Genomic DNA, 25,002 nt, shown 5'->3' with positions numbered 1-25,002 from the left:
GCAAGACCATCGCCGTGAACCAGCGGAGTCGATCACGATTCGCACCCGTGCGGTCCAGTTTCGTACCCGCTTCACACCCGCACGGCCCATGCGCCCCCGTGGTCACTCGTCCGGCCGGGAACGCTCGGGACGCACGGCGTCTCGCCCCCAACCGGAGCGCGCCGATGGGTGGCCGACGAGCAGTTTGTATTCTCGGCGGGGATCCCCTTCCACGCGGCATCTGCGAGAGGAAACACCATGACCACCGAGCCGAGCCCCGACGCCCTGCCCGGACTTCTCGATCAGGCCCGCCAGGACTATCAGGCCCTGGCGGGACTCGGACTCGCGCTCGATCTCACCCGGGGCAAGCCCGCGCCGGAACAGCTCGGCCTCTCCGATCCTCTGCTCAGCCTGCCGGGCGGACAGCGCACGTCCGCCGACGGCACGGACGTGCGCAACTACGGCGGCCTGCAGGGCCTGCCCGAACTCCGCGAGATCTTCGCCGAGGTGCTCCAGGTACCGGTCGCGCAGCTGCTCGCGGCCGGCAACTCCAGTCTGGAGCTGATGCACGACTGCCTGGTGCACGCCCTGCTGAGCGTGATACCCGGCGCCGAATCGCGCTGGGTGGACCAGGAGCGGATCGCTTTCCTGTGTCCGGTGCCCGGCTACGACCGGCACTTCGCGCTCTGCGAGCGGTTCGGCATCGACATGATCCCGGTACCGATGACCGCCGACGGCCCGGACATGGAGACCGTGGAGCGGCTCGTCGCCGACGATCCGACCGTCAAGGGCATCTGGTGCGTACCGAAGTACAGCAATCCGGACGGTGTCTGCTACAGCGACGCGACCGTGGCCCGGCTGGCCGCCATGAGCACCGCGGCACCCGACTTCCGGATCTTCTGGGACAACGCCTACGCCGCCCACCACCTCACCGACGAGCCGGTCGAGATCGCCGATCTGCTCGCCGCCTGCGCCGAGGCCGGCAACCCGGACCGGGCGTTCGTCTTCGGCTCCACGTCGAAGATCACCGCGGCGGGTGCCGGGGTCGCCTTCTTCGGCTCGTCTCCCGCGAACGTGCAGTGGCTGCTCGGCAACAACGCCAAGCGGTCGATCGGCCCCGACAAGATCAACCAGCTGCGGCACGTCCTGTTCCTGCGGGACGCCGACGGCGTGCGCGCCCACATGGAGCGCCAACGGGCCCTGCTGCAGCCGAAGTTCGAGGCTGTGGCGCGGATCCTGGACGCCGAGCTGGGCGGTACCGGCCTCGCGACCTGGACGTCTCCCAAGGGCGGCTACTTCGTGACCCTGGAGGTGCCGGACGGCTGCGCCGAGGAGGTCGTGCGCCGGGCCGCCGAGGCGGGCATCGTGCTCACCCCGGCCGGCGCGACGCACCCGTACGGCGACGACCCGCGTGACGCGGTGATCCGCATCGCGCCCAGCTACCCGGGCCTCGCGGAACTGGAGCAGGCGATCGCCGGACTCGCCGTCTGCGTACGCCTCGTGGGGTACGAGCAGCGCGCCCGGTAGGCACGCGCGGGCCGCAGCCCGGCCCGGAACGGAACGGTGGTCACCTCGCACGATCCCGGTGCGGATGGCCACCGTTCCGTCTCGTCGGGCCTTCTCCGCGGCGGCGAGGCGTAATCCACTGGCCCGGAAGGCGCGGCTCGGTTACCGTCTCCCACGTACCCAACGAGACGGATCGTTTCGTCTCACTGCAGACTTCCGAGGAACGCCCGGGAAATCCGGGGCTGCCGGACCGGCAGCATTCGCAGAGCGCGGCGTTCCCCATGAACGCGAGGAGGGGTTTCGTGGACCCGAAAGATCCGGGAGATCCGACAGATCGGCCGGCCCCCGGAGGTCCGGCGGCCCCGGCGGACACGGCAGCCCAGGTGGATCCGGCGGACACGGCGGGCCGCGGCCGGGCGGCGGGCATCGCGAGCGAGGAGGATCCGGTGCCGGGCACGAGAACCTGGTTCATCACCGGCGCATCCCGCGGCCTGGGGCGCGCGTTCACCGAGGCCGCGCTGTCCGCCGGGGAGCGGGTGGTGGCGGCGGCCCGCGACATCGCCCCGCTCGCGGACCTGGCCGGGACGTACCCGGACGAGCTTGTGCGACTCGCGCTGGACGTCTCGGACCGACGGGCCGTGTTCGCGGCGGTGGACGGTGCGGTGGCGTCCTTCGGCCGACTCGACGTCGTGGTGAACAACGCGGGCGGCCTGCTCTACGGCATGGTCGAGGAGGCCACGGAGGAACAGATCCGTGCCCATCTCGACGTGAACTTCTTCGGCGCGGTGTGGGTGGCTCAGGCCGTCGTCCCCCATCTGCGCGCGCAGGGCTCGGGACGCCTCCTCCAGATCACGTCCATGGGCGCCGGTGGCGGCATGGCCACCGTCGGCTTCTACGGGGCGGGCAAGGCCGCGCTCGACTCGCTCAGCGAGGCGCTGGCGATGGAGGTGGAACAGTTCGGCATCAAGGTCACCTCCGTGCAGATGGGTGGCTACGACACCGGGCTGTTCACCACGGGCACCACGACGACCGCGCCCGATCCGGCCTACGACACGCTGCGCGCCGGGATGGCGGAGACATGGGGCGACGACGCCGGTCCGGATCCGCGCACGGCGGCGCCCGCGCTCATGGAGCTGGCCGGACTGCCGGAGCCACCGCGACGGTTGATCCTCGGCAGCCGGTCGTTCGATCTCGTCCAGGAGATGAAGCAGGCCCGGACCGAGCAGGACAGGGCCTGGGAGCACCTCAGCCGCATGGCTCCGGGCTGATCCCCCGGAGGGCGTCGAGGGCCGGACCTCCTCGCGCCCACCGGGCGACACCACGGGCGTCCCGGCCGCCGCGCCCCGGTGGTTGCCGTCAACCACCCAGTGTTCTCCTCCCCGTTCCACCGTTCCCGTTCGGGTGATGCGGTCGGTGCGGCGAGGATCTCTGAACGGCCTGGGCAGGCTCCGAGCGATCAGCCTTGAAAAGGGGGATGCCGTGGGACTGTCACGCGAGTTCGGACGCGGCTTCAGTGAAGGACCGACACCTTCCGATGCCGCGGGCACACCCGCCCTGCCCTACCCGAGCGGCTGGTCCGCGCTCGCCTTCTCCGACGAGTTACGGCCGGGCACCGTACTCACCCGGCCGCTCGCGGGTCAGGACGTGGTCCTCTACCGGCTCGGCACGGGAGCGCTGCGCGCCGTCCAGCCGTACTGTCCGCACCTCGGCGCGCATCTCGGCCTGGCAACGGTCGACGGCGACGATCTGGTGTGCCCGTTCCACTTCTTCGCGTTCGGCCCGGACGGCAGGTGCGTTCGGACGGGGTACGACACCAGCCCGCCGAGATCACCCCTGAAGCAGTTACCGGTCCACGAAGTCAACGGTGCCGTCTTCGTGTGGCGGCACCACGACGGCCGCGCCCCGGACTGGTTCGTCCCCCAATGGCACCGGCTCGGACACCGTCCCACCCGTACCGCCGCCTGGGAGCTGGCCGGGCACGCCCAGGAGGTCATCGAGAACGCGGTGGACCTCGGGCACTTCGCCACCCTGCACGGCTGGAAGAGGGCCGAGATGGGCGGTCCGGTCGTGTACGACGACGCCCGGTTCCACGTATCGATGCGGGCCCACGAATCCGCCCCGGTGCTCGGGGACTTCGAGGTCGAGATCGAGGTCGACGGCTACGGCCTCGGCTGTCTGCACGCCGATGTGCACACGCCCCGCATCGGGCTGCGGATGTGCACGATGGTGATGCCGACGGCCATCGCCCCCAACCGCATGCAGTTCCGGCAGCAGAACCGCGTCGCCTTCTCGGAACCGGCCCGGCTTCCGGCGCCGCTGGCCCGCGCGGTGAGCCGTGCCGCCGCCCGGCTGCTGGATCGCGCCATCTTCCGGTCCAGTTGCGAGTTCACCGCCGCCGACTTCCCGATCTGGCACCACAAGCAGTACCGGCAACCACCCCGCCTCGCCCCCGGCGACGGCCCGATCGGCCCGTTCCGCCGCTGGGCCCGCCGGTTCTACCCGCCACCGGCCGAGGACGCGGCGGCACAGCCGGCCTGAGGGCTGCCCCGGGGGGCCGCGCGTCCGTAACGACCTCACCCGCGATAGGGAGTGGATCAGCGAGCGGCGTCGTGCGGCTTCGCATCCAAGGCGGAGGAGGGAGGCGGATGGGGTCTCCCCTGCTCGAAAGCAGCTGAGAGCTCGGGGAAGGGGCGTCGTTGACCGGCGACAACGCCGGAGGCGGAGTTGCAGGGCGTCGGGCGCCCGCTCTCTATCGCGGGTGGGGTCGTAAGGGCTTCGGGGCCGGCTCTCAGGAGTCCGGGGCGCGCGGGGCGAGACTCCGTGCGCGTCACCCGGCCGTTCCGACATCCGTTGCGAGCGAGGCCGGAAATGCTCCGGACCTCCTGGAGGTCACTGTCGAGTCGGCCTGCTACCGGGCGAAGTGAGGCGCGGCTCCGCGCCCTCGCCTCCTTCGATCGCAGCCACGGCCTGCCTCGTCGATGCCGTCCCCCAGTGTTGACGAGCTCCTCTCGGCATGCCCCTGCCCAGGGGCATATCGCACCCGCCGGACGGAAGCGGCTCTGGCCTCGGAGGGCCGCCGGGCCGGAGGAGTCAGGAGCGACCGCCTACCCGGCCAGCGGCACCGCGCCCGGTTCCGGGGCGCAGCGGGCGAGGATGTCGTCCAGGGAGAGTCCGAGGGCGCCGGCCAGGGCCGCGACGGTGAAGAAGGCGGGGGTCGGGGCACGGCCCGTCTCGATCTTGCGCAGCGTCTCGGCGGAGATGCCGGCGCCCGCCGCGATCTCGACCATGCTGCGTCCGCCGCGCGCCTCGCGGAGCAGTGCTCCGAGGCGTTCGCCGCGGCGGCGTTCCTCCGGGGTCAGGGGCGTTCGTACCATGCCGTCATTCTAATACCACTCGGACCGGTATAGTAATTGGCATGATGGAGCTGAAGACAGACACATCCATCCAGGCCATGCGCGAGAGCGGCCGGGTCGTGGCCCGACTGCTGACGGACGTACGGGAGGCGGCGGCGGTCGGCGTCTCGTTGCGGGAGCTGGACGAGGTGGCCCGGGGGGTGCTCCGCGAGGCGGGCGCCGGGTCACCCTTCCTGAACTACCGGCCGCATTTCGCTCCCGTCCCGTTCCCCGCCGTGATCTGCGCATCGGTCAACGACGCGATCGTGCACGGCATCCCGACCGACCAGCGGCTGCGCGACGGCGATCTGGTGAGCATCGACGCGGGCGCGACACTCGACGGCTGGGCGAGCGACTCCGCGATCAGCTTCACCGTCGGGCACGCACGGCCCGAGGACACCCGGCTGATCGGCGGCGCGTTCGCGGCGCTGGACGCGGGGATCGCGGCGGCAGTCGTCGGCAACCGGATCGGGGACATCGCGCACGCGATCGGCACGGTGTGCCGCAAGGCCGGTTACGGCATTCCGGAGGGGTTCGGCGGTCATGGCGTGGGGCGGTCCATGCACGAGGACCCGGCCGTCCCCAACGAGGGGCGGCCGGGCCGCGGCATGCCGTTGCGGCACGGAATGGTGCTGGCCATCGAGCCGATGCTGATCGGCGGCGGCGTGGACACCTTCCGTGAGGACCGGGACGGCTGGACGCTGCGCACCACGGACGGCTCCCGCGCGGCGCACGCCGAGCACACCGTGGCCATCACCGACGACGGCCCGCACATCCTGACCGCGCTGTGACCCCGCACCCGTTCCCGCCTCCGGCCCCGGCGCGTGCCAGTGCCCGGAGGAGCGCCAGTGCCGCTCCTGGCAACGTTTGCCCCGTCGCGTCGTCCGGGCAAACCTTGCCGGTCACGGCACTAGTTGTTCTGGATGAACTGCTTGGCGAGCGCCTCGCCCGCCGTGACGGCGGCGCTGTGGCTCTCGATCGGGGACGCCTTGGAGTTCTTGAACAGGATGTAGGTGACGCCCGACTCGGCGCCGCCGGTCTCCGGATCGGGATCGATGCCGAGCGCCTTGGCGGTGGCGTACGAGGCCTCGCCGATGATCTTGCTGGGGCCGGTGTCGCCGACGACGGCGTACTCGACCTTGTTGTTGTAGATGACGGCGACGATGCCACCGCCCTTGATCCCCGCGTTGCTGTAGTTCCAGATGCTGCTGCTGCTCGGTACGACCACGTACGGGAGCTTCTCGGCGTTCAACGGCTTGTCGTCGGAAGTGTGGAACGCCGTGTCGGGCTGGAACCACGGGTCGGTGTCCTCGTTGCACGCGGCGGTGATCTGGCCGTCGCAGTCGATGTCCATGTCGGCCTTCCAGAACACGGCACCGTTCTTGCCGCAGACCGGTATGGTCGCCGAACTCTCGTCGTCCGTACGGTACTTGCCGTTGGATATCTGCGAGCACGAGGTGACCTTGGCCAGCAGGTCGGCCGCGCTGACGGAGCCCTCCTCGACCCCCGCGCCGGTCGTCGCGGCGGCGGAGCCCGCACGGAGGGCGGTGGGGGCGGACGCGGCGTCCGGCGCGGGGCGGGCCTCGGCGGCCGACGACAGTGCGGCGGTCGCGAACAGGGCTACGACGGAGGCTGCGGAGAGGGCGAGCGTTCGGGTACGCACAGGGGGTGCCCTTCTATTAGGAAACTTTCCTTACCGACGCCGCCAAGATGGACCCGAAGTCACGCCCCCGTCAAGACTGCGGGGCCGTTTCACCACCCAACGGATGTGATCAAACAGCCCCGCAGTAAACGTTATTGATGGAACGTCAGAGACTCAGGGGCTTCCGACGGGCCGGACGACCATCGCCGATCCGCCTCCCCTGCGTACCTTCTCCGCCGCCGCCAGCCATCGGCCGTCCGGGAGGCGTTGCACGCCCGTCGCCGCCCCGATCTCCGGGTTGGGCTTGAAGACGTGCCCCAGGGCCTCCAGGCGTGCCCGCACCGGACTGTTCCAGAGCCCCGGTTCGAGTTCCGTGGCCGCCGCGTTGCGCTGGCTGGCGCGCGGCGCCGCGATGGCCTCGACGAGTGGCAGTCCGCGATCGACGGTGCCGATGAGCGACTGCAGCACGGTCGTGATGATCGTGGCACCGCCCGGAGAGCCCAGGGCCAGCACCGGCCGGCCGTTCTTGAGCACGATCGTCGGCGAGATGGAGGACCTGGGCCGCTTGCCCGGACCGGGCAGGTTGGGGTCGTGGACGGCCGGGGAGGCCGGTGCGAACGAGAAGTCCGTCAGTTCGTTGTTGAGCAGGAAGCCACGCCCGGGGACGGTGATGCCGCTGCCACCCGTCTGCTCGATCGTGAGGGTGTAGGCGACGATGTTGCCCCACTTGTCGGCCGTCGTCAGATGCGTGGTGTTCTCGCCCTCGTACGTCGTCGGGGCCGCCGGTCCCCCGGACCGGCAGCCGGACGACGGATGCCTCGGGTCCCCCGGGGCGAGCGGGCTGATCAGCACCGCGTCGTCCTTGATCAGGCAGGCCCGCGAGTCCGCGAAGCGCTGCCGCAGCAGTTCCCGCGTCGGCACGTCCTCGAACGCCGGGTCGCCGACCCACCGGCCCCGGTCGGCGAACGCGATCCGGCTCGCCTCGATGAAGCGGTGCAGGTACTGCGTCTCGGTCGCCCCCGAAAGGTCCGTGCCCTCAAGGATGTTGAGCGCCTCGCCGACGGTCGTGCCGCCGGACGAGGAGGGCGCCATGCCGTACACGTCCAGGCCCCGGTAGCGGACCTTCGTCGGGGCCTGGCGCAGCACACGGTACGAACGCAGGTCCTTGGCGGTGAGGTCGCCCGGGCGCACGGTCCTGGAGGCCCCCGGATCCACCGGCGGCCTGCGCACGGTGCGTACGATGTCGTCGGCCACCTCGCCCCGGTACAGCTCGCCGACACCCTCGCGGCCCACCAGCTCGTAGGTGCGCGCCAGGTCCGGGTTCTTGAAGACGGAGCCGACCACCGGCAGCCGGCCGCCCGGCAGGAAGAGCTGCCGGGTCGCCGGGAAGTCCGCGAACCTGGCCTGGTTCGCCTCGGTCTGCGAGCGGAACGTGCCGTCGACGACGAAGCCGTCCCTGGCGAGCCGTACGGCCGGTTTCAGCACCTCCCGCAGCGACTTGCCGCCCCAGGCGTCGAGCGCGGCCGCCCAGGTGGCGGGGGTGCCGGGGGTGCCCACGCTCAGCCCGCTGGTGACGGCGTCGTCGAAGGCGATCGGTTTGCCGTTCTCCAGGAACAGCGAGGAATCGGCGCCGCGCGGGGCGGTCTCCCGGCCGTCGATCGTCTCCACGGTGTGTTTCCTGGCGTCGTAGTGGACGAAGTAGCCGCCGCCCCCGAGCCCGGACGAGTACGGTTCGCTCACGCCCAGCGCGGCGGCCGTCGCCACCGCGGCGTCCACCGCGTTGCCGCCCTTGCGGAGCACCTCGATCCCGGCGGCCGAGGCGTCCGCGTCGACGCTGGCGACCGCCCCTCCGTAGCCCACCGCCACCGGTGACTTGGGGGTCGGCGCGTGGGGCGGTGACGAAGGGGACGACGGGGCGGCCGCCCCGATCGTGGCGACGGCGGCGAGCACCGCCATCAACGACACTTTCCGTGCGAGGAATCGTCGCATGCGCACCTCCGGTGAAGGATTGTCCGCCGCAGGGTAGCGCCGCTCCGCCCACGCCGTCAGGAGCGCCGTGGGCCCGGTCGCACACGACCGCGCCGGGTAACGCACCGAGTTCCGCGTCGGCGGGCCGGTGTCCAACCGTCGGATGGCCGCCCATCCGCATTCGCTGTTGCCCGGTGTACGGATCAACCCCGAACCCGGCCCGGATCGGGGCGAGTTCCGGACAGGTACGGAACGCCACCGGGCGGAGAAGGGCGTTGCCGAGCACCGGGCCACCGGCCGGGAGGCGGGCGCCGCCCTCACAGGGAGCAGTGGTCCGGCCCGATGGTCCCGTCGGTACCGGACACCCGTACCGCCACCGCGCGGCCCGAGGTGAGTGCCTGCGCGGCCGTGCAGATCAGCTGCTGCCGGGCGATGTCGGACAGCTCCTCGACCGGTGTGCCCAGCCGGACCAGCACCCCGTCCGGGCCCAGGGTCAGGCGCGGGCTCGGGCTCGACATGGCATCGGCGTGCGGCAGTTCGGTGCGCAGGCCCGCGGCGGTCTCGGTCTTGTCCGGGCCGTCGAGGAGCATGACGATCGCCTTGTCGGAGCCGCGCCACGCACGCACCGCCCCCGTGCTGTCGGGCCGGTCATGGACCGTCAGGTCGACCGGCCGCACGACGGGCATCAGCCGTTTCGCGGGCGGCGGGGACACGAAGTAGAGCAGCGTGCCCTGTTCGCGTCCCGGGGCCACTTCCACGGTCGCCGGATCACCGACCTCGACGACCTCGGTCTCCCGTATGCCGCACCCGCCCGTCGCCACCACCACGAGGGGCAGCAGCAGGGCAGGCAGTCGTACGCGCCTCACGTCCCCTCCAACGGCAGTTCCACGGTGAGGACGGCCCCTCCCCCGGGTCCGTTGGCCGCGCGCACGGTACCGCCGTGCAGCCGTACGTTCTCCTGGGTGATCGCCAGCCCGAGTCCGCTGCCCGCCGATCGGGTGCGGGCCGCGTCGGCCTTGTAGAACCGGTCGAAGATGTGCGGCAGGACCGCGGGGTCGATACCCGGCCCGCTGTCCGCGACCTCGGTCACCAGCCACCGCTCGGCACCCCGCCGCTCCGTCCGCAGCCGTACGGTGACGGGCGACGAGCCGTGCCGCAGCGCATTGCCGACGAGGTTGGCGACGACGACGTCGAAGCGGCGCGGATCGAGCATCGCCCGTACGCCGTCGGCGAGTTCGGCGTCGACCCGGTCCTGCCAGCGGCGGTTCTGCAGGGTCTTGCGGATGGTCTCGGCGACGTCCACCTCGTCGAGATGGAGGTCGGCGGCCTTCGCGTCGAACCGGGAGATCTCCATCAGGTCCTCGACGAGGGTGGCGAGCTTCCCGGTCTCGACGCTGATCAGCCGCACGGCCGCGGCGGTGTCGGCGTTCAGCTGCGCGGCGTCCTCGTCCAGCACCTCGGTGACCGCGAGCATCCCGGCGAGCGGGGTGCGCAGTTCGTGCGACACGTCGGAGGCGAAGCGTCTGGCCCGCGCCTCCGCCCGCTGGAGTTCCGCCACCGACTCCTGGAGCTTCGTCGACGACTCGTTGAACGTGCGGGCGAGTTCGGCGAGTTCGTCCGACCCCTTGACCTCGATGCGGGTGTCGAGCTCCCCTCTGCCGATGCCGGCCGCGGCCCGTTCCAGGTCGCGCACCGGGCGCAGCACACTGCGGGCGGCGAGCAGGGCGGGGACCACCGCGATCGCCAGTGCGGGCAGGGCGCCGTCGCGGGCCGCGGTGACCATGGCGGCGACATTGGCCTCCTCCGTGGTGAGCGGCATCACGGCGTACAGGACGAGGCCGGTGGGCTGCCGCCCGTCGCCCCGGTCGAAGAGCGCGGGCATGCCCACGGTCAGCCAGGGGTCCCCGTCCTTGACGACGCGCTGGAACGAGCCGTGCGTGCTGCCCTGTGCGGCCTCGCGCAGAGCGGGTGTGATCACGTCGGAGGTGGGCCGGTCCGTCGAGGAGACCTTGATGTCCCCGTACTCGGCGAAGACCCGCCAGGTGTGCGGCTTGCCCTCCCTGGCCAGGGACTGACAGGCCCGGCGCAGGTGCTCGCGCTCCACCGGCAGGGTCATGGCGAGCGTGCCGATCCGGTCGCGGAACTGGTCCACGGCGGTGTCCTGGGCCTGCTGGAGGATCGCGGAGCGGGCCTCGCGGTAGGTCAGGGTCGCGGTGGTGACGGCGCTGATCGCGGCGACCAGGAGGAAGGCCGCGACGAGCCGGGTCCGCAGCCCGGACCGGGTGGGTCGAAGAACGGGGCGCAGCCTCATGCGAGCGGCCCGAAACGGTAGCCGAAGCCGCGGACGGTCTGGATGTAGCGGGGACTGCCCGCCACGTCCTCGATCTTCTGCCTCAGCCGCCGTACGCAGGCGTCGACCAGCCGGGCGTCCCCGTGGTAGCTGTGCTCCCAGACGTATTCGAGGAGCTGTTGCCTGCTGAAGACCTGCTCGGGCGAGGCGGAGAGGTGCAGGAGCAGCTTCAGTTCGGAGGGGGCGAGCAGGAGGCGCTGCCCGGTCTTGGCGACGCAGAGCCCGGCGCGGTCGATGGCGAGCTCGCCGTGGAACTCGATGCCGTCGCGGCCCGCGGGTTCGGCGAGCCTGCGCAGCACGGCGCGGATCCGCGCCTCGATCACCTCGGTGCGGGCGGGCTTGACGATGTAGTCGTCGGCCCCGGCCTCCAGGCCGACGACCACGTCGAAGTCGTCGCCGCGCGCCGTGAGCATGATGATCGGCAGCTGGCTGGTCTCCCGTATCCGGTGGCAGACCTGGACCCCGTTCATCCCGGGCAGCATCAGGTCGAGGAGGACCAGGTCGGGCCGGAACTCCGCCAGGGCTGCCAGCCCCTCCTCGCCGGTCTCGACGCCCCTCAGCTCATGACCGCGCCGCCGCAGCCCCAGAACGACCCCTTCCCGTACGGAGGGGTCGTCTTCGATCAGGAGCACGCGAGGCATGGCAGCAGTATCCCAGCGATCAAGGAATGGATTCGAAACCGGTGAACGTTTCGCGCGGTCGTCGTGCACGTCGGAGCCGGCCCGGGCCCGTGCGGCCCGCGCGGGCCTCAGGTGCGTCGGAGCCGGCCCCGGGCCGCCGCGAGGGCGGTGCCGATCTCCCGCAGCCGCAGCGGCCGGGCCAGCAGCACGAACGTGAGCAGGAGCACGACGGTCCCCGCCCCCACCGCGGCGAAGTCGCCGAGCCCGTCGCAGGCGCGGGCGGTCACGTGGCCCAGCAGCCCGGCCGGTACCCCCGCGACCACCAGTCGTATCTGCGCCCACAGTCCCGGCGACCGCAGCAGCGAGGCCCTGCCGAGGCCCTTGCCCGGGACGGCCCCGGCACCCGGGACTCCCCCGGTGCCCGGGGCCTCGCCGTCTCCCGTTTCCGGGACTCCTCCGGCGCCGGGCGCGGAGATCCTGCGGTGCAGCACATACGCGGTGACACCGAAGCCCGCGAACAGGGCCACCGAGTACGCCCCGGCCATGCCCGTCACGGCCCAGCGGACCGGCAGCAGCAGGTACGCGGCGACGGACAGCCCTGCGTTGAGGGCGGCGATCACCAGATTGAGGAGGAAGGGGGTGCGGGTGTCGCTCATTGCGTAGAACGCGCGCGAGAGCACGTACTGACCGGAGTAGGCGATCAGACCGGGCGCGAACGCCGCCATCATGCCCGCCATGACCGCGATGTCGGCGTCGCTGGTGCGCCCGTACCCGTACACGGCGCCCATCACCCACGGCGCCAGCGCGAACAGCACGGTCACCGCGGGCACCACGACCGCGGCCGAGGTCCGCAGGGCGTACGAGACGTCGCTCCGCACCCCCGCCAGGTCGCCCTCGGCCGCGGCCCGGCTCATCCGGGGCATGAGGGCGGTGACCAGCGAGACGGTCACGATGCCGTGCGGCACGACCCACAGTTGGTAGGCGTAGCTGTACGCCGTGTAGCCGGGCCCGCCCGCCACATGCTGTTCCACGGCGAGCTGGCCGGTGGCGGTGGACAGCCGCGTGACCACCCAGTAGGCGATCTGGTTGGTGAGCACGAGCAGGACGAGCCAGCCCGCCGCGCGCAGCGGGCGCGTCAGTCCGCTGCCCCGCCAGTCGAACCGCGGCCGCCAGCGGAACCTCGCGGCGCGCAGCGAGGGCAGCAGGGCGAGCGTCTGCACGACGATCCCGGCGGTCGTGCCCCAGCCCAGCCAGCGGGCCTGCGCGGCACTCAACGTGCCGTCGGAGCCCGCCGCGACGGCCAGGTAGATCCCGAACACCGCGATGATCACGAGGTTGTTGAGGACCGGGGTCCACATCATCGCGCCGAACCGGTCGCGGGCGTTGAGGACTTGGCCCAGGAGCGTGAACAGGCCGTAGAAGAGGATCTGCGGCAGGCAGTAGCGGGTCAGGGCGATGGTCAGCTCGGCCTGTTCGCCGTGGTAGCCGGGGGCGTAGAGCGAGACGATCCAGGGTGCGCCGACGACGGTGAGCGCGGTGAGGACGAGCAGTCCGGTCGTGCAGACGGTGAGCAGCCGGTCGGTGTACGCGGCTCCGCCGTCGGCGTGGTTCTTGGCGGCACGCACCAGTTCGGGGACGAACACGGCGTTGAGCGCGCCGCCGATGAGCAGCATGTAGAGGATGTTGGGCACGGTGTTGGCGACGGTGTATCCGTCGGCCTGGAGTCCGGTGCCGAGTGCGGCGACGACGACGGCGGAGCGGACGAAGCCGGTGGCCCGGGACACGAGGGACCCGGACGCCATGAGGGCGCCGCTGCGCAGCACCGAGCCCGAGCCGCGCTCCGGGGTCCTCGCGGGGTGCGTGGTGGCGGCGGCCGTCATCGGCGGGCCATGTAGCTCTGGAACGCCCGGTACAGGGCGTTGTTGGTGGCTCCGCCCACCGATGCCTCCCACTCTCCGAGGGTCTCGACGACCTGCCCGCCGGTGCCGAGCTTCCAGCGCAGCAGTCCGAAGGGGCGGTCGTCGGGGTCAAGGGTGGAGGGTACCCCGCGCATGTCGTGCACATCGGCGCCGAGGGCGTGGGCGTCCAGCATCATCTTCCACTGGAGCGCGTTGCTGGGACGTACCTCGCGGCGGTGGTCGGCGGAGGCGCCGGTCTGGTACCAGACCCGCCGGCCGGTGCTGATCATGGTGTGGGCGGCCAGGATCTCGCCCTGGTGGACGGCGAGGTAGAGCCTCATGCGGCCGGGGTGTTCGGCGTTGAGCACGGCGTACTGCCGCTGGTAGTAGGCGAGGGAACGGCCGAGGCAAAAGCCGTCGCGTTCCTCGGTGATCCGCAGCAGCCGGTGGAATTCGGGGAGTTCGGCCTCGGTACCGATGACGACGCGCACCCCGGCCTTCTCGGCCTTGCGGACGTTGCGGCGCCATTCCTGGTTGAGCCCGGACCACAGGTCACCGGGGGTCCGTCCGGTGAGCGGCACCCGGAAGACGTAGCGGGGCTGCGCGTCGGCGTCCTCGCCGGTGTCGCCTCCGCAGCGGCGCCAGCCCCGGGCCCTGAGGCGTTCGGCGACGGCGGTGCCGAGCGGGTCGACCTCGGTGGCGAGCACGTCACCGACCTTGCGGCCCGGGCCGGTGGCCGCCTTGAGGCGGGCGGCGTCCCAGCGGCGGTACGCGGGCGAGGGACCGATCCGGACGGCGAAGGCGCCAGCCCTTCGCAGGTGTGTCATGAGCGGGTCCAGCCAGCGGTCGATCCCGGGGTCGGCCCAGTCGGCCACCGGCCCCTCGGGAAGGTACGCGAAGTACTTCCGGGTTCCCGGGAGTTGGCGGTACAGGACCAGTGCGGCCCCGGCCAGTTCGCCGGAATCGCCGTCGTGCCAGCCGATCGTCTCGGCGGCCCATTGGTCCTTCACCCCGGCCCAGGACGGGTGCTGCAGGAAGCTCGCGTCGGTGCGGGTGGCCAGGAAGGCCCGGTGTTCGTCGGCGGTCAGGACGCGTATCCGCGATTCCCGGTCGCGGCCGCGGTCCTCGGTGGCGAGCAGCGCTGACATGTTTCGTGGCCCTCCCTGTTCCGCCCCGCTCGTCGGCTCCGCGGGGCGAGAAGGATGCTCACAGCGGTCCGTGACCGTGCCGAGCGGCGAATGTGACCGGACGATGACCGTTGCGCTGCGACCGATGTCACACAAGGGATTTCCCGGTTTTCCACCGATTTGCGGAACCTATCGTCGGATGCGCACCTCTTTCCCGTCGAAAAGCACTGCCCTGGAGGTCTTCCCTTGTCGTCCGCATGCCGGCGCACCCGCCGCACGTCACCGCTCGCCCGTCCGGCCCGGCTCACCCTGATCGCCGGGGCCACGGTGCTGGGCATCTCCCTCACCGCCTGCGGCGGTGCGTCCGCGTCGGACTCCGGTGCGGACGCGGGGAAGGGCGCCGGGAGCGCGCCCGCGCGCACCACCCGGATCTCGGTGAACCTCCAGGGCTCCGGCGCCACCCCCGGGCAGCCGGTCAAGGTGACCCTGGAGGCCGGGAAGCTGAAGGCGGTCACGGTGCGCGCGGACGGGGGCGACGCGCTCACCGGCCGGATATCGGCGGACGGACGGACCTGGACGTCGGACCGGCCGGCCGCCCCCGGCACCACGTACCGGGTCGAGGCACGGGACACCGGGGGCGGCAGCGCCGAGGCCCGGTTCACCACCGCCGCGGCGGACAAGGTCAACAAGCTCACCCTGGTCCCCGGCAAGAACACCACGGTCGGCATCGCCCAGCCGCTGTCGATCGTCTTCGACAACCCGGTGAAGAACCGGGCCGCGGTCGAGAAGGCACTGAAGGTCACCACCTCGAACAACACCGAGGGCTCCTGGGGCTGGCTGCGGGACTACTCCGGCCGCGACCGTGTCGACTGGCGCCCCAAGGAGTACTGGAAGTCCGGTACGAAGGTCACGCTCGACGCCGCTCTCAACGGCGTCGACTCGGGCGCTTCCGGCGGCTGGTTCGTCCGCGATTACCGCACCACGTTCAGCATCGGCGCCCACCAGGTGGTCAAGGTCGACCTCGACCGGCACCGGCTGGCGCTGAAGCGGGACGGGAAGACCGTGCTGGACGTGCCCATGTCGGCCGGTACCCCGGGCGGCGTGAAGGCCTCGTGGCGCGGAACGGCCGTGCTGATGTCCAAGGAGGGCACGATCAACATGCGCTCGGAGACGGTCGGCCTGGGCGACGCCTACGACAAGATGGTCGACTCGTCGATGCGGCTGACCTGGTCGGGGATGTACGCCCACGCCGCCCCGTGGAACGCCGGCTACTTCGGGGTGGCCAACCGCAGCTCGGGCTGCGTCGGGATGAGCGACGCGAACGCCGCCGAGCTGTACCGGCAGGTGCGCGTCGGCGACCCCTTCGAGATCACCGGCGCGGACGCCAAGGGCACGGTCGCCGAGGGCAACGGGTACGGGGACTGGAACGTGTCCTGGGCCGACTGGCGCGCCAAGAGCGCGCTGAGGTGAGCCGGGCACCGGCGCCGCGCCGCCCCGTCGCACGAGACCGGCCCCGCCGTGCGCGGGGAGCGGCCCGACCGGCTCGCAGCTGACCTTCTCCTCGGCCGCGGCGGACCCGTACGCACGCGCACATGTGCGCGTGCGTACGGGTCCGTCCCGTGCGCGAGGAGTGATCACCGGCTGCCGCCGGACGGGTACCGCTCCTCGGGAGCCGCCTCGCGGCGGTTCCCCGCTATCGCATTCCCGGCAGCACCGTTCCCGGTTCGGCCGGGGCCACCTCCACCGCCTTCGTCTTCGGGCTGCGCCGCTCCTGCCTGGCCACCCAGGTCGCGAACCAGGAGAGCAGCATGCACAGCCCGATGTAGATCGGCGAGATCACCATCACCACGGGGATGAAGGGAAGATCGTAGTCGAGATTGGACGCGATGAGCTTGCCCGCGTGGAGGAACTCCTCATAGGTGATCAGAAAGCCGAGCGAGGTGTCCTTCAGCGCCACCACCAGCTGGCTGATGATCGTGGGCAGCATGGCGCGCACCGCCTGCGGGGCCAGCACGTACGTGGTGACCTGGGTCTTGCGCATCCCGAGGGCGTACGCCGCCTCGCGCTGGCCGCGGTCCACGGAGTTGATCCCGGTGCGGAACACCTCGGCGAGCACCGAGCCGTTGTACAGGGCCAGCCCGGTGACCAGCGCGGTCAGCGGCTGCGCCTTCAGCGCCACGAAGACGAAGAAGATCATCACCAGCACGGGCATGGCCCGGAAGAACTCGACGAGCAGCGTCGAGACCCAGCGCACGGCCCGGTGGTCGGAGAGCCTGCCGACGGCGAGCACCGCCCCGAGCGCGAGGGAGAGCACCGCGGCGTACGCGAACGCCTTGAGGGTGTTGCCCAGGCCGCGCAGCAGGAGTTCCTGAATTCCCTTGTACGCGAAGGGTGTCCATTTGGCCCCGCTGAACTGTCCGGTGTCGAGGAGCAGGAAGACGATCCAGCCGGCGGCAGCCAGGATCAGGGTCGTCGAGACGATCCCGTACGTGCGGTGGCGCCTGCGGGCGGCGGGTCCCGGGACGTCGTAGAGGGCGGTCGCGGCCGGCGCGGTACGGGTCATCGGGCGACTCCCCAGCGCTTCTCCATCACGTTGAAGAGCGCACTGATGGACAGAGTGATGATCAGGTAGCCGACGGCGATCCAGACGAAGCTCCAGATGACGCTGTATCCGAGCTCGTTGAGGGTCTTGTAGGTGCCGAGGAGCTCGGTGACGCTGAACGCCCCGGCGATCGCGGAGTTCTTGGCGAGGGCGATGAGCGTCGAGCCGACCGGCGGGATCACCGAGCGGAACGCCTGCGGCAGCACGATGTGGTTGAGCGTCTGGCCGAAGGTCATGCCGAGGCTGCGGGCCGCCTCCCCCTGCCCCTTGGGCACGGTGTTGATGCCGGAGCGCAGCACCTCGCAGATGAACGCGGAGGTGTAGCAGCCGAGCGCGAGGACCGCGAAGACCTTGAAGGGGAGCACCAGGCCGAAGCGCGGCAGTCCGAGCAGGACGGCGAAGAAGAGCAGGGTCAGCGGGGTGTTGCGCAGCACCGTCACCCATGCCGTGCCGAGCACCCGCAGCGAGCCGACGGGCGCCACCCGGCAGGAGGCCATGACGAAGCCGAGCAGCAGGGCCAGGGCGGAGGAGTAGACGGTCAGCTCGACGGTACCGAGGAAGCCCTTGCCGTACAGCGAGAAGTTGTGCGTGAGTACGTCCATGTCGTGTCCCGTCCTCTCAGCCGGCCGGGTAGCGGTCGATGGGCGGCGGGGTCGGCGCGGGCGTTCCGGACAGACCGAGCGTGGCCTCGAACGCCTTCTTCCAGTTGCCGTTGCGCTCGTTGGCCTCCAGGGCGTCGTCGATGGCGAACCGCAGCGCGTTGTCGCTCCGCGGGACGCCGATGCCGTACGGCTCCCTCGAGAACGGCTTGCCGACCACCTTCAGCTCGTCGGGCGCCTTGGCCGCGAAGCCGAGCAGGATCGCGTCGTCGGTGGTGACGGCGTCGACCTGGTAGGTGAGCAGGTTGTCGACGCAGATCGAGTACGTGTCGTAGGAGACCAGGACCGCCTTCGGGTATTCGGCGGCGATGCGCTGGTACGGGGTCGATCCCGCCGCCGAGCAGACCGTCCTGCCGGCCAGGTCCTGGGGACCGTGGATGTCGTGCTCGTCGGTGCGCACGAGCAGCGACTGGCCGGCCATGTAGTAGGGCCCGGCGAAGCCGACGAGCTTCTTGCGCAGGTCGTTGATGGTGTAGGTGCCGACGTAGAAGTCGATCTGGCCGTTCTGCAGCGCCGTCTCGCGGTTGGCGGAGGCGATGGTCCGGAAGCGGATGGTCTTCGGGTCGAAGCCGAGCGAGGCGGCCGTCATCCGGGCGATCTCGATGTCGAATCCGGAGTAGGTTCCGGTGGCCGGGTCCTTCTCGCCGAGGTACGGCTGGTCCTCCTTGGCCCCCACCCGCAGAAAGCCGCGCTTCCTCGCCGCGGTCCAGGTCGGCGACTGGGGAAGCCGGAAGGCGGTGTCGACCCGGTAGACGGGCAGCTGGTCGGGCCTCGGCCCCTTCACCGGCGGGCTGCCCTCCTTCCCGCATCCGGCGGCCAGCACGGCCAGCAGGAGACCGGCGCAGGCGGCCAGAACTCTTCTCGTACGCAACAGGGAGCCCCCGTCAGTGCTTGAGGATCTTGGACAGGAAGTCCTTGGCGCGGTCGCTCTCCGGGGCGGTGAAGAACGCCTCGGGAGTGCGGTCCTCGACGACCCGGCCGTCGGCCATGAAGACCACGCGGTTCGCGGCGGAGCGGGCGAAGCCCATCTCGTGCGTGACGACGACCATGGTCATGCCGTCCCGGGCGAGCTGCCGCATGACTTCGAGAACCTCGTTGATCATCTCGGGGTCGAGGGCCGAGGTGGGTTCGTCGAAGAGAAGGGCCTTGGGATCCATGGCGAGGGCGCGGGCGATGGCCACCCGCTGCTGCTGGCCGCCGGAGAGCTGGGCGGGGAACTTGTCGGCGTGCGCGGCGAGTCCGACCCGCTCCAGCAGTTCCCGGGAGCGCCGGTCGGCCTCGTCCTTCTTCCGCTTGCGGACCTTGAGCTGGGCGAGCGAGACATTGGCCAGCACGGTCCGGTGCGCGAAGAGGTTGAACGACTGGAAGACCATGCCCACTTCGGCGCGGAGCCCGGCGAGCGCCTTCCCCTCGTCGGGAAGGGGCCTGCCGTCGATCACGATGCGGCCCGACTCGATGGTCTCCAGCCGGTTGATGGTCCGGCAGAGCGTCGACTTGCCGGAGCCGGAGGGGCCGATGATCACCACCACCTCGCCGCGGCCGACGGTGAGATCGATGTCCCGCAGTACGTGCAACCGTCCGTAGTACTTGTTGACGTCCCGCAGTTCGATCAACGGATCGACGGCCATGCGCTGCCCCACCCACTCTTCGCTTCGTCGAGGTCAGCGCAAACTATCCAGCGGGAAAAGGGGCTTCACCGGCGACACGCATAAACAGGGCATAAGGATTCTTTTTCGATTTTACGGAGAGCCCTATCCCTCGGCCGACTCCGCGTACACCTGCGAGAGCTCGGGGCTTCCGGCCATCGCCCAGTCCAGCCCCGCCTCGACGACGTCGATCTCCCGCCCCGAGGCGAGCCGCACCACGGGGCGCCCGCTCGACCAGATGCTCCACGCCGCGCCGGGGACATTGCGCACCAGGACCGTGCCGAGATACAGCCCCGCGTCGTTGCCCAGCCAGGGAAGTTCCTCGGGATCATCGCGCCAGCGCGGCGGCAACTGGTCGAGGGCCGCCAACGAGGCCGGACTGTCGTCCAGTTCGAGGCCCCGCTGCTCCGCCCGGACGCGCAGCAGTTCGCACTCGGCGAGCAGCTCCGCCACGCCTTCGGGATCGGCCGCCACGGCCGAGGCGAGCCCCGGCCCCCGCGTACCATCGTTCCGCTTAAGCCAGTTGTCCAGGAAAGGGATGTTCATACCAGTCAGGGTCGCATCCCATCCGGAATACGCACCACAGGGCGCGCGGGCCGCCGTCCGGGTACGGGCCGGGAACGGGCCCCGTACCCCCGCACCGGCCCGCGGACCGGGCACGGGGTGGCGGCGCACCGGCGTCGGCTGGTAGCTTCGCGGCCATGTCCAGCCCCGAGGCGAACAGAGGCTAGCCACCGGTCCCCCGGTGGCCATGTCAGAGTCGAGTGCGCTCCCCCCACGGCCGTAGCCGCCGGGAGTGCCGCTCCTGCCCGGCTGCCGCCGCGGACCGTCCTCGTGTGGGCCGCGCGTTTCCCCGTCCGCGCTCGTGCGCGGGTTTCCCGTCCCGGCGTTCACCGCCCGGCCGGTTCCGTCCCGGAAACCCGGACGTCTTCCGCGTCGCCGACCGTCGTCCCGTCACGACGTCCGGGCGCGGCCCGCACCCCTCCACCCGGTCCATCCGTCAGCCGTTCATGGGGTTCCTTCATGCCATTCGCCGTATACGCGCTCGGGCTCGCCGTCTTCGCCCAGGGCACGTCAGAGTTCATGCTCTCCGGTCTGGTCTCGGACATCGCCGCCGACCTTCATGTGTCCATTCCCGCCGCCGGGCTGCTCACCTCGGCCTTCGCGGTCGGGATGATCGCCGGGGCGCCGCTCATGGCTCTCTTCAGCCGGAGCTGGCCGCGCCGCCGCGCCCTGTTGTTCTTCCTCTGCGTCTTCGGCGCCGTCCACATCGTGGGGGCGCTCACCCCGTACTACGGGGTGCTCCTGGCGACACGTGTCGTCGGGGCGCTCGCGAACGCCGGATTCTGGGCCGTGGCGCTGGTGACCGCGGTGTCCCTGGTCGGCCCCGGGGCCCGGGCGCGTGCCACGGCCGTGGTGGTCGGGGGCGTCACCGTCGCCTGCGTGGCGGGCGTGCCCGCCGGGGCGGTGCTGGGCGGACACCTGGGCTGGCGGTCGGCGTTCTGGGCGGTGTCCCTGGTCTGCGTCCCGGCCGCCGTCGTGATCGCCAGGACGGTCCCGGGAGGCCGGACGGAGTCCGTCCCGGCGTCCGCCGGGACCGAGCTGCGGGCCCTGACCGGTCCGCGGCTGCTGCTGACGCTGCTGACCATGGCGCTCGTACAGGGAGCGACGTTCTGCGCGTTCTCCTACGTCGAACCGCTCGCCACCCGCGTCACCGGGCTCGGCCAGGGCTGGGTGCCGGTGCTGCTCGCCCTGTTCGGCCTGGGCTCGTTCATCGGGGTCACCATCACCGGGCGGGTCGTGGACGCGCGGCCGGTCGCGCTCACCGCGGGCGGGCTGGCCCTCCTCGCCGTCGGCTGGACCGTGTTCGCGCTGACCGCCGGCAGCCCGGTCGCGACGGTGCTCCTCGTCCTCGTGCAGGGGATGCTCGCCTTCGGCACGGGGACGGCACTGATGTCGTGGGTGTTCCGGCTGGCGGCCGACGCGCCGACGCTGTCCGGCTCGTTCGCGACGTCCGCGTTCAATGTGGGCGCCGCGCTCGGGCCCTGGCTCGGCGGGCTCGCGATCGACGCGGGGTTCGGCTTCCGGTCGCCGCTGTGGGTGAGCGCGCTGTTGATGGTCCTGGCGCTGGGCACCGGCTGGACCATGCTCGGGACGCGCCGGACGACCGCCGAGCGGAGCCGGGACGGCGTGCCCGCCGTCCGGTAGGCGGCCGACCGGTCCGAGGACGGCCGAGGCCCCGCCCGGCGCTGAACGGGCGGGGCTGTCCTGGTCTCAGCAAGCAGCCAGCAAGCGGGATAAGGACGGCAACCACCGTATCGGCGGCCACTGACAACGGCCGCGCGGCAACGGCGGGGCCCCGGTCCACGGCGTCAGAGGCCGAGGTCCACGACCACCGGGGCGTGGTCGGACGCGCCCTTGCCCTTGCGCTCCTCCCGGTCGACGTAGCTGTCCTGGACCGCCGCGACGAAGGGCGCGTTGCCGTAGACGAGGTCGATGCGCATGCCCTTGTTCTTCGGGAAGCGCAGCTCGCGGTAGTCCCAGAAGGTGTACGGGCGGTCGTACTTGAGGGGACGGGGCATGACGTCGGACAGGCCCTCCTGGCGCAGCGCGGCGAGGGCGGCGCGTTCGGCGGGGGTGACGTGCGTGGCGCCCTCGAAGAGGGCCGGGTCCCAGACGTCCTCGTCGGTCGGGGCCACGTTGAAGTCGCCGAGGACCGCGAACGGCTGCGCGCCCGCCGCGTCCGCGGCGACCGCCTTCTGAAGGGCCTCGAACCAGCGCAGCTTGTACGCGTAGTGCGCATGCTCGATCTCGCGGCCGTTGGGCACATACACCGACCAGACCCGGACCGGGCCGCAGGTCGCGGAGATCGCCCGCGGCTCCTGCACGCCCTCGTAGTCGGGGCCGTCGGACAGGCCCGTCACGACATCGGACAGACCGACCCTGGAGACCAGTGCGACCCCGTTCCACCGGCCGGTGGCGTTGACCGCCGATTCGTAGCCCAGCTCGCGGAGCTGCTCGGTGGGGAACTGTTCGGCGGTGCACTTGGTCTCCTGGATGCACAGCACGTCCGTGCCGGTGCTCTCCAGCCAGGCCAGCAGCCTCGGGAGCCGGGCGGTGATCGAATTGACGTTCCAGGTGGCGATGCGCATGTACGTAAACCTAGCGCCCTTCGCTCCGGCGGGAGGTCACAGGCCGGTGGAGTCCCCGGGGGCCAGTCGGCCGTGGTCGGCGCCGCCGAGCGCACCGATCTGGCTGTCGTAGACCGGCCGGGCGAGATCGGTGAGCAGGGCGTCGTGGATGTCGATGGCGCGGCGCGGCCCGACCTCGCGCACGTAGTCGATGACCTCGGAGATCTTGTTCCAGGGGGCCATCACGGGAAGCATCAGCGTGTCGACCGGGTGGTCGGGGACGGTGAGCGCGTCGCCGGGGTGGAAGACCGCGCCGTCCACCAGGAAGCCGATATTGGTGATCCTCGGGATGTCGGGGTGGATCACCGCGTGCAGCTCGCCGTGCACCTGCACGTCGAAGCCCGCCGCGGTGAACGTGTCGCCGTGACCGACCGTGTGGACCCGGCCGGGGAAGGCAGCGGAGAGCCGGTCGGCGACGCTGCGCAGCGTCCAGATCTCGACGGCGGGGTCGGCCTCCAGGGCGGCGCGCAGCCGCCGCTCGTCGAAGTGGTCGGGGTGCTCGTGCGTCACCAGGATCGCCTCGGCGCCGACGGCGGCGTCCTCCTCGGAGAAGCCGCCCGGGTCGACGACCAGCGTCCGCCCCTCCTTCTCCAGCCGGACGCAGGAGTGCTTCTTCTTGGTCAGCGTGAGGTGCGCGGGGTTCACAGCGTTCATGGGGCCCATCCTGCTACGGCCGGGGCGTGGTTTCTTCCCGGATCACGGTCCGGGCGACCGAGAACGCGGCGCTCGCGGCCGGGACGCCGCAGTACACGGCGGTCTGCATCAGCACCTCCTTGATCTCCACCGGTGCGACGCCGTTGCGCAGGGCGCCCCGGACATGGGCGGCGAGGCTGTCCAGGTGCCCTCCGGCGACCAGCGCGGCGATCGTGACGCAACTGCGGGTGCGGCGGTCCAGGCCCTCGCGGGTCCACACCTCGCCCCAGGCGTACCGCGTGAGGAGTTCCTGGAAGTCGTCCGTGAAGTCGTCGGTCTCCCCCGTGGTCTGGTCCACATGGGCGTTGCCGAGCACCTCGCGGCGCGCTTTCAGCCCCTGGTCGTACGGGTCGGGCCGCCCGGTGGCCGGGGGCTCGGGCCGTTCGGCGGCGGTGATCTCCGCGACGGGCAGCACGGGGGCCGAGAGCCGCGGGGTGTCGGCGGGCATCGGGATGCCCGCGAGGGTGTCCTGCCAGGCCGTGGAGAAGTGGGTGAGGAGCAGATCGGTCACGGCCGCGGGCTGTTCGACCGGGGCGAGGTGGGCGGCTCCGGGGACGAGGGCGAGCCGGGCGTCCGGTATGCCCGCGACCAGGGTGCGGGCGTCGCCCGGCCCGGTCACCCGGTCCTCGGCACCGACCAGGACGAGGGTCGGGACGGTGATGCGGCCGAGTCCGGCGCGGATGTCGAAGGCGGCCAGGGCCTCGCAGGCGGCGATGTAGCAGCCGGGGTCGGTGGTGCGGACCATCTGGACGGCCCACTCGACGATGGCCGGCTGCGCGGAGGCGAACGCGGGGGTGAACCAGCGCTCGGGAGCGGTGCGGGCCATCGGCTCCAGCCCGTTGGTGCGGACGACCACCCCGCGCTGGCGGAACTCGTCGGCGCTGCCGAACCGGGCCGAGGCTGCGACCAGGGCGAGCGAGGCGATCCGGTGCGGATGCCGCAGCGCGAGGTCGGCGCCGATCGCTCCGCTGATGGAGCAGCCCGCGTACCCGAAGCGCCGCACGCCCAGTGCGTCGAGGGTGGCGAGCAGCTGGTCGGAGAGTTCGGTGACGGCGGCGGCCGGGCGGGCGGGGGCGCCGCCGTGGCCGGGCAGGTCGAAGCGGAGGACCCGCCAGCGCTGGGTGAGCTCCGGTATCTGCCGGTCCCACATGTGCCATGTAGTACCGAGGGACGGTCCCAGGATCAGGACTGGTGCGTCTTCTGGCCCGTCAAAGCGGTACTGCAGCGTTTCGATCTTGGCTTCGCTCACGGGTTCACACCTTCATCTGTCACAAAATCCCGCATGACCGGTCCCAACCTAACGGCTCTTGTGCCGCTCGCCACGACAGGACCGGCGCTGCCGGAACCTCGGGGGCCCAGGGCCGAGGAACTGCCCGCCGCCAACGCCCTCGGCCCAGCGGTCGGCCAGGCCGGCTTGGTGGGGGCCCGCTGCCGGCCGGCGTACTGATCCCGGCAATCGGCCTGCCCGAGCTGTATCCGATCGACGCAGTGGCCCTGTACGTCACCGTGTGGGCGTCTTCCAGCTTCGGCTCGGCCGTCTGAGCGCCGTGCGGTCAGCTTTCGCTGTCCGGTTACAGACGACGCCCGGCGGGAGCCAGGGCCGTCACCCACACGCTGCCGACCTCGCCGATCACGCCAGGGCGGATCCCGGTGGCGCCAACGCCCTGCTCGATGAACCGGAGCAGCAACGGGCCCAGTGCTTCCAGTGGTGGATGACCACGACGGCACA

General features: G+C 71.5%; 22 protein-coding genes and 1 pseudogene. 7 read left to right on the top strand and 16 right to left on the bottom strand.

The window, feature by feature from the left end; translation table 11 throughout:
- The first annotated feature begins 237 nt into the window (after positions 1-237).
- From ACFYXM_RS29990 to ACFYXM_RS29980, 3 genes are all read left to right on the top strand, one after another.
- Positions 238-1,506 carry an aminotransferase class I/II-fold pyridoxal phosphate-dependent enzyme gene (locus ACFYXM_RS29990; protein WP_389294044.1) on the top strand — a complete coding sequence of 423 codons (1,269 nt, stop codon included), beginning with the start codon at positions 238-240 and terminating at the stop codon, positions 1,504-1,506.
- A gap of 425 nt (positions 1,507-1,931) precedes the next feature.
- The gene (locus tag ACFYXM_RS29985) at positions 1,932-2,753 is read left to right on the top strand and encodes an SDR family NAD(P)-dependent oxidoreductase (RefSeq protein ID WP_389294043.1); all 822 of its coding nucleotides are present in this window, start codon (positions 1,932-1,934) and stop codon (positions 2,751-2,753) included.
- 211 nt (positions 2,754-2,964) lie between these two features.
- Positions 2,965-4,023, top strand: a complete 1,059-nt coding sequence (locus tag ACFYXM_RS29980; RefSeq protein ID WP_389294041.1) for a Rieske 2Fe-2S domain-containing protein — start codon at positions 2,965-2,967, stop codon at positions 4,021-4,023.
- 566 nt (positions 4,024-4,589) lie between these two features.
- Here ACFYXM_RS29980 and ACFYXM_RS29975 read toward each other — a convergent pair.
- Positions 4,590-4,859: a helix-turn-helix domain-containing protein gene (locus ACFYXM_RS29975; RefSeq protein WP_389294039.1), complete on the bottom strand. Its 270-nt coding sequence runs from the start codon at positions 4,857-4,859 to the stop codon at positions 4,590-4,592.
- Positions 4,860-4,900: 41 nt separating this feature from the next.
- Between ACFYXM_RS29975 and map the strand changes: the two genes are divergently transcribed.
- The gene (gene map / locus ACFYXM_RS29970; RefSeq protein WP_389294037.1) at positions 4,901-5,668 is read left to right on the top strand and encodes a type I methionyl aminopeptidase; all 768 of its coding nucleotides are present in this window, start codon (positions 4,901-4,903) and stop codon (positions 5,666-5,668) included.
- A gap of 119 nt (positions 5,669-5,787) precedes the next feature.
- On the opposite strand, the gene ACFYXM_RS29965 is transcribed toward map, so the two are convergent.
- From ACFYXM_RS29965 to ACFYXM_RS29935, 7 genes are all read right to left on the bottom strand, one after another.
- Positions 5,788-6,540 (bottom strand): glycoside hydrolase family 75 protein, encoded by a 753-nt coding sequence (locus ACFYXM_RS29965; RefSeq protein WP_389294035.1) that lies wholly within the window; start codon positions 6,538-6,540, stop codon positions 5,788-5,790.
- Between the two features lie 153 nt (positions 6,541-6,693).
- Positions 6,694-8,508 carry a gamma-glutamyltransferase gene (gene ggt, locus ACFYXM_RS29960; RefSeq protein WP_389294033.1) on the bottom strand — a complete coding sequence of 605 codons (1,815 nt, stop codon included), beginning with the start codon at positions 8,506-8,508 and terminating at the stop codon, positions 6,694-6,696.
- Positions 8,509-8,804: 296 nt separating this feature from the next.
- A complete protein-coding gene (locus tag ACFYXM_RS29955) occupies positions 8,805-9,353 on the bottom strand; it encodes a hypothetical protein (protein WP_389294031.1) in 549 nt (182 codons plus the stop codon).
- Positions 9,350-10,798 (bottom strand): ATP-binding protein, encoded by a 1,449-nt coding sequence (locus ACFYXM_RS29950; protein WP_389294029.1) that lies wholly within the window; start codon positions 10,796-10,798, stop codon positions 9,350-9,352. The genes ACFYXM_RS29955 and ACFYXM_RS29950 overlap by 4 nt, the downstream gene beginning before the upstream one ends.
- A complete protein-coding gene (locus tag ACFYXM_RS29945; protein WP_389294027.1) occupies positions 10,795-11,478 on the bottom strand; it encodes a response regulator in 684 nt (227 codons plus the stop codon). The genes ACFYXM_RS29950 and ACFYXM_RS29945 overlap by 4 nt, the downstream gene beginning before the upstream one ends.
- Before the next feature lie 107 nt (positions 11,479-11,585).
- On the bottom strand, positions 11,586-13,337 hold the full coding sequence (murJ, locus tag ACFYXM_RS29940; RefSeq protein WP_389294025.1) for a murein biosynthesis integral membrane protein MurJ: 1,752 nt from the start codon (positions 13,335-13,337) through the stop codon (positions 11,586-11,588).
- A complete protein-coding gene (locus ACFYXM_RS29935; RefSeq protein ID WP_389294023.1) occupies positions 13,334-14,503 on the bottom strand; it encodes a lipid II:glycine glycyltransferase FemX in 1,170 nt (389 codons plus the stop codon). The genes murJ and ACFYXM_RS29935 overlap by 4 nt, the downstream gene beginning before the upstream one ends.
- A gap of 225 nt (positions 14,504-14,728) precedes the next feature.
- On the opposite strand from ACFYXM_RS29935, the gene ACFYXM_RS29930 reads away from it, so the two are divergent.
- Positions 14,729-15,952: an Ig-like domain-containing protein gene (locus tag ACFYXM_RS29930; protein ID WP_389294021.1), complete on the top strand. Its 1,224-nt coding sequence runs from the start codon at positions 14,729-14,731 to the stop codon at positions 15,950-15,952.
- Positions 15,953-16,175: 223 nt separating this feature from the next.
- Here ACFYXM_RS29930 and ACFYXM_RS29925 read toward each other — a convergent pair whose 3' ends face one another.
- From ACFYXM_RS29925 to ACFYXM_RS29905, 5 genes are all read right to left on the bottom strand, one after another.
- Complete coding sequence (locus ACFYXM_RS29925) at positions 16,176-17,045, bottom strand: amino acid ABC transporter permease (protein WP_389294020.1); 870 nt, start codon at positions 17,043-17,045, stop codon at positions 16,176-16,178.
- On the bottom strand, positions 17,042-17,686 hold the full coding sequence (locus ACFYXM_RS29920) for an amino acid ABC transporter permease (RefSeq protein WP_389294018.1): 645 nt from the start codon (positions 17,684-17,686) through the stop codon (positions 17,042-17,044). Before ACFYXM_RS29920 ends, ACFYXM_RS29925 begins: the two co-directional genes overlap by 4 nt.
- Before the next feature lie 16 nt (positions 17,687-17,702).
- On the bottom strand, positions 17,703-18,614 hold the full coding sequence (locus tag ACFYXM_RS29915; RefSeq protein WP_389294017.1) for a glutamate ABC transporter substrate-binding protein: 912 nt from the start codon (positions 18,612-18,614) through the stop codon (positions 17,703-17,705).
- Between the two features lie 13 nt (positions 18,615-18,627).
- Entirely contained in the window at positions 18,628-19,371 is a 744-nt protein-coding gene (locus ACFYXM_RS29910; RefSeq protein ID WP_389294015.1) for an amino acid ABC transporter ATP-binding protein, read from the bottom strand.
- A gap of 123 nt (positions 19,372-19,494) precedes the next feature.
- Positions 19,495-19,935 (bottom strand): DUF6278 family protein, encoded by a 441-nt coding sequence (locus tag ACFYXM_RS29905; RefSeq protein ID WP_389294013.1) that lies wholly within the window; start codon positions 19,933-19,935, stop codon positions 19,495-19,497.
- Positions 19,936-20,412: 477 nt separating this feature from the next.
- On the opposite strand from ACFYXM_RS29905, the gene ACFYXM_RS29900 reads away from it, so the two are divergent.
- The gene (locus ACFYXM_RS29900) at positions 20,413-21,597 is read left to right on the top strand and encodes a Cmx/CmrA family chloramphenicol efflux MFS transporter (protein WP_389294011.1); all 1,185 of its coding nucleotides are present in this window, start codon (positions 20,413-20,415) and stop codon (positions 21,595-21,597) included.
- Positions 21,598-21,761: 164 nt separating this feature from the next.
- Here ACFYXM_RS29900 and ACFYXM_RS29895 read toward each other — a convergent pair whose 3' ends face one another.
- The 3 genes from ACFYXM_RS29895 to ACFYXM_RS29885 are packed head-to-tail and all read right to left on the bottom strand — an operon-like array spanning position 21,762 to position 24,522.
- The gene (locus ACFYXM_RS29895; RefSeq protein ID WP_389294009.1) at positions 21,762-22,541 is read right to left on the bottom strand and encodes an exodeoxyribonuclease III; all 780 of its coding nucleotides are present in this window, start codon (positions 22,539-22,541) and stop codon (positions 21,762-21,764) included.
- A gap of 36 nt (positions 22,542-22,577) precedes the next feature.
- Positions 22,578-23,234, bottom strand: coding sequence for an MBL fold metallo-hydrolase (locus ACFYXM_RS29890; RefSeq protein ID WP_389294007.1), 657 nt, complete (start codon positions 23,232-23,234; stop codon positions 22,578-22,580).
- Positions 23,235-23,247: 13 nt separating this feature from the next.
- Positions 23,248-24,522, bottom strand: coding sequence for an alpha/beta fold hydrolase (locus ACFYXM_RS29885; protein ID WP_389294005.1), 1,275 nt, complete (start codon positions 24,520-24,522; stop codon positions 23,248-23,250).
- Positions 24,523-24,636: 114 nt separating this feature from the next.
- Here ACFYXM_RS29885 and ACFYXM_RS29880 point away from each other — a divergent pair.
- Positions 24,637-24,788: pseudogene (locus ACFYXM_RS29880) on the top strand (MFS transporter); the annotation flags it as partial.
- Positions 24,789-25,002 lie beyond the last annotated feature (214 nt).

Source organism: Streptomyces sp. NPDC002476, from assembly GCF_042889785.1.
In the GTDB taxonomy this organism is placed as follows: domain Bacteria; phylum Actinomycetota; class Actinomycetes; order Streptomycetales; family Streptomycetaceae; genus Streptomyces.
The sequence above is the reverse complement of the archived record's forward strand: the minus strand, read 5'-3'. Positions and strand labels throughout refer to the sequence as shown.

Bases quoted from the DNA above. Each gene is read 5' to 3' on its own strand.
- ACFYXM_RS29990 (WP_389294044.1), top strand. From the start codon at position 238: ATGACCACCGAGCCGAGCCCCGACGCCCTGCCCGGACTTCTCGATCAG.
- ACFYXM_RS29975 (WP_389294039.1), bottom strand. From the start codon at position 4,859: ATGGTACGAACGCCCCTGACCCCGGAGGAACGCCGCCGCGGCGAACGC.
- map (WP_389294037.1), top strand. From the start codon at position 4,901: ATGATGGAGCTGAAGACAGACACATCCATCCAGGCCATGCGCGAGAGC.
- ggt (WP_389294033.1), bottom strand. From the start codon at position 8,508: ATGCGACGATTCCTCGCACGGAAAGTGTCGTTGATGGCGGTGCTCGCC.
- ACFYXM_RS29950 (WP_389294029.1), bottom strand. From the start codon at position 10,798: ATGAGGCTGCGCCCCGTTCTTCGACCCACCCGGTCCGGGCTGCGGACC.
- ACFYXM_RS29945 (WP_389294027.1), bottom strand. From the start codon at position 11,478: ATGCCTCGCGTGCTCCTGATCGAAGACGACCCCTCCGTACGGGAAGGG.
- murJ (WP_389294025.1), bottom strand. From the start codon at position 13,337: ATGACGGCCGCCGCCACCACGCACCCCGCGAGGACCCCGGAGCGCGGC.
- ACFYXM_RS29935 (WP_389294023.1), bottom strand. From the start codon at position 14,503: ATGTCAGCGCTGCTCGCCACCGAGGACCGCGGCCGCGACCGGGAATCG.
- ACFYXM_RS29925 (WP_389294020.1), bottom strand. From the start codon at position 17,045: ATGACCCGTACCGCGCCGGCCGCGACCGCCCTCTACGACGTCCCGGGA.
- ACFYXM_RS29920 (WP_389294018.1), bottom strand. From the start codon at position 17,686: ATGGACGTACTCACGCACAACTTCTCGCTGTACGGCAAGGGCTTCCTC.
- ACFYXM_RS29910 (WP_389294015.1), bottom strand. From the start codon at position 19,371: ATGGCCGTCGATCCGTTGATCGAACTGCGGGACGTCAACAAGTACTAC.
- ACFYXM_RS29905 (WP_389294013.1), bottom strand. From the start codon at position 19,935: ATGAACATCCCTTTCCTGGACAACTGGCTTAAGCGGAACGATGGTACG.
- ACFYXM_RS29900 (WP_389294011.1), top strand. From the start codon at position 20,413: ATGCCATTCGCCGTATACGCGCTCGGGCTCGCCGTCTTCGCCCAGGGC.
- ACFYXM_RS29895 (WP_389294009.1), bottom strand. From the start codon at position 22,541: ATGCGCATCGCCACCTGGAACGTCAATTCGATCACCGCCCGGCTCCCG.
- ACFYXM_RS29890 (WP_389294007.1), bottom strand. From the start codon at position 23,234: ATGAACGCTGTGAACCCCGCGCACCTCACGCTGACCAAGAAGAAGCAC.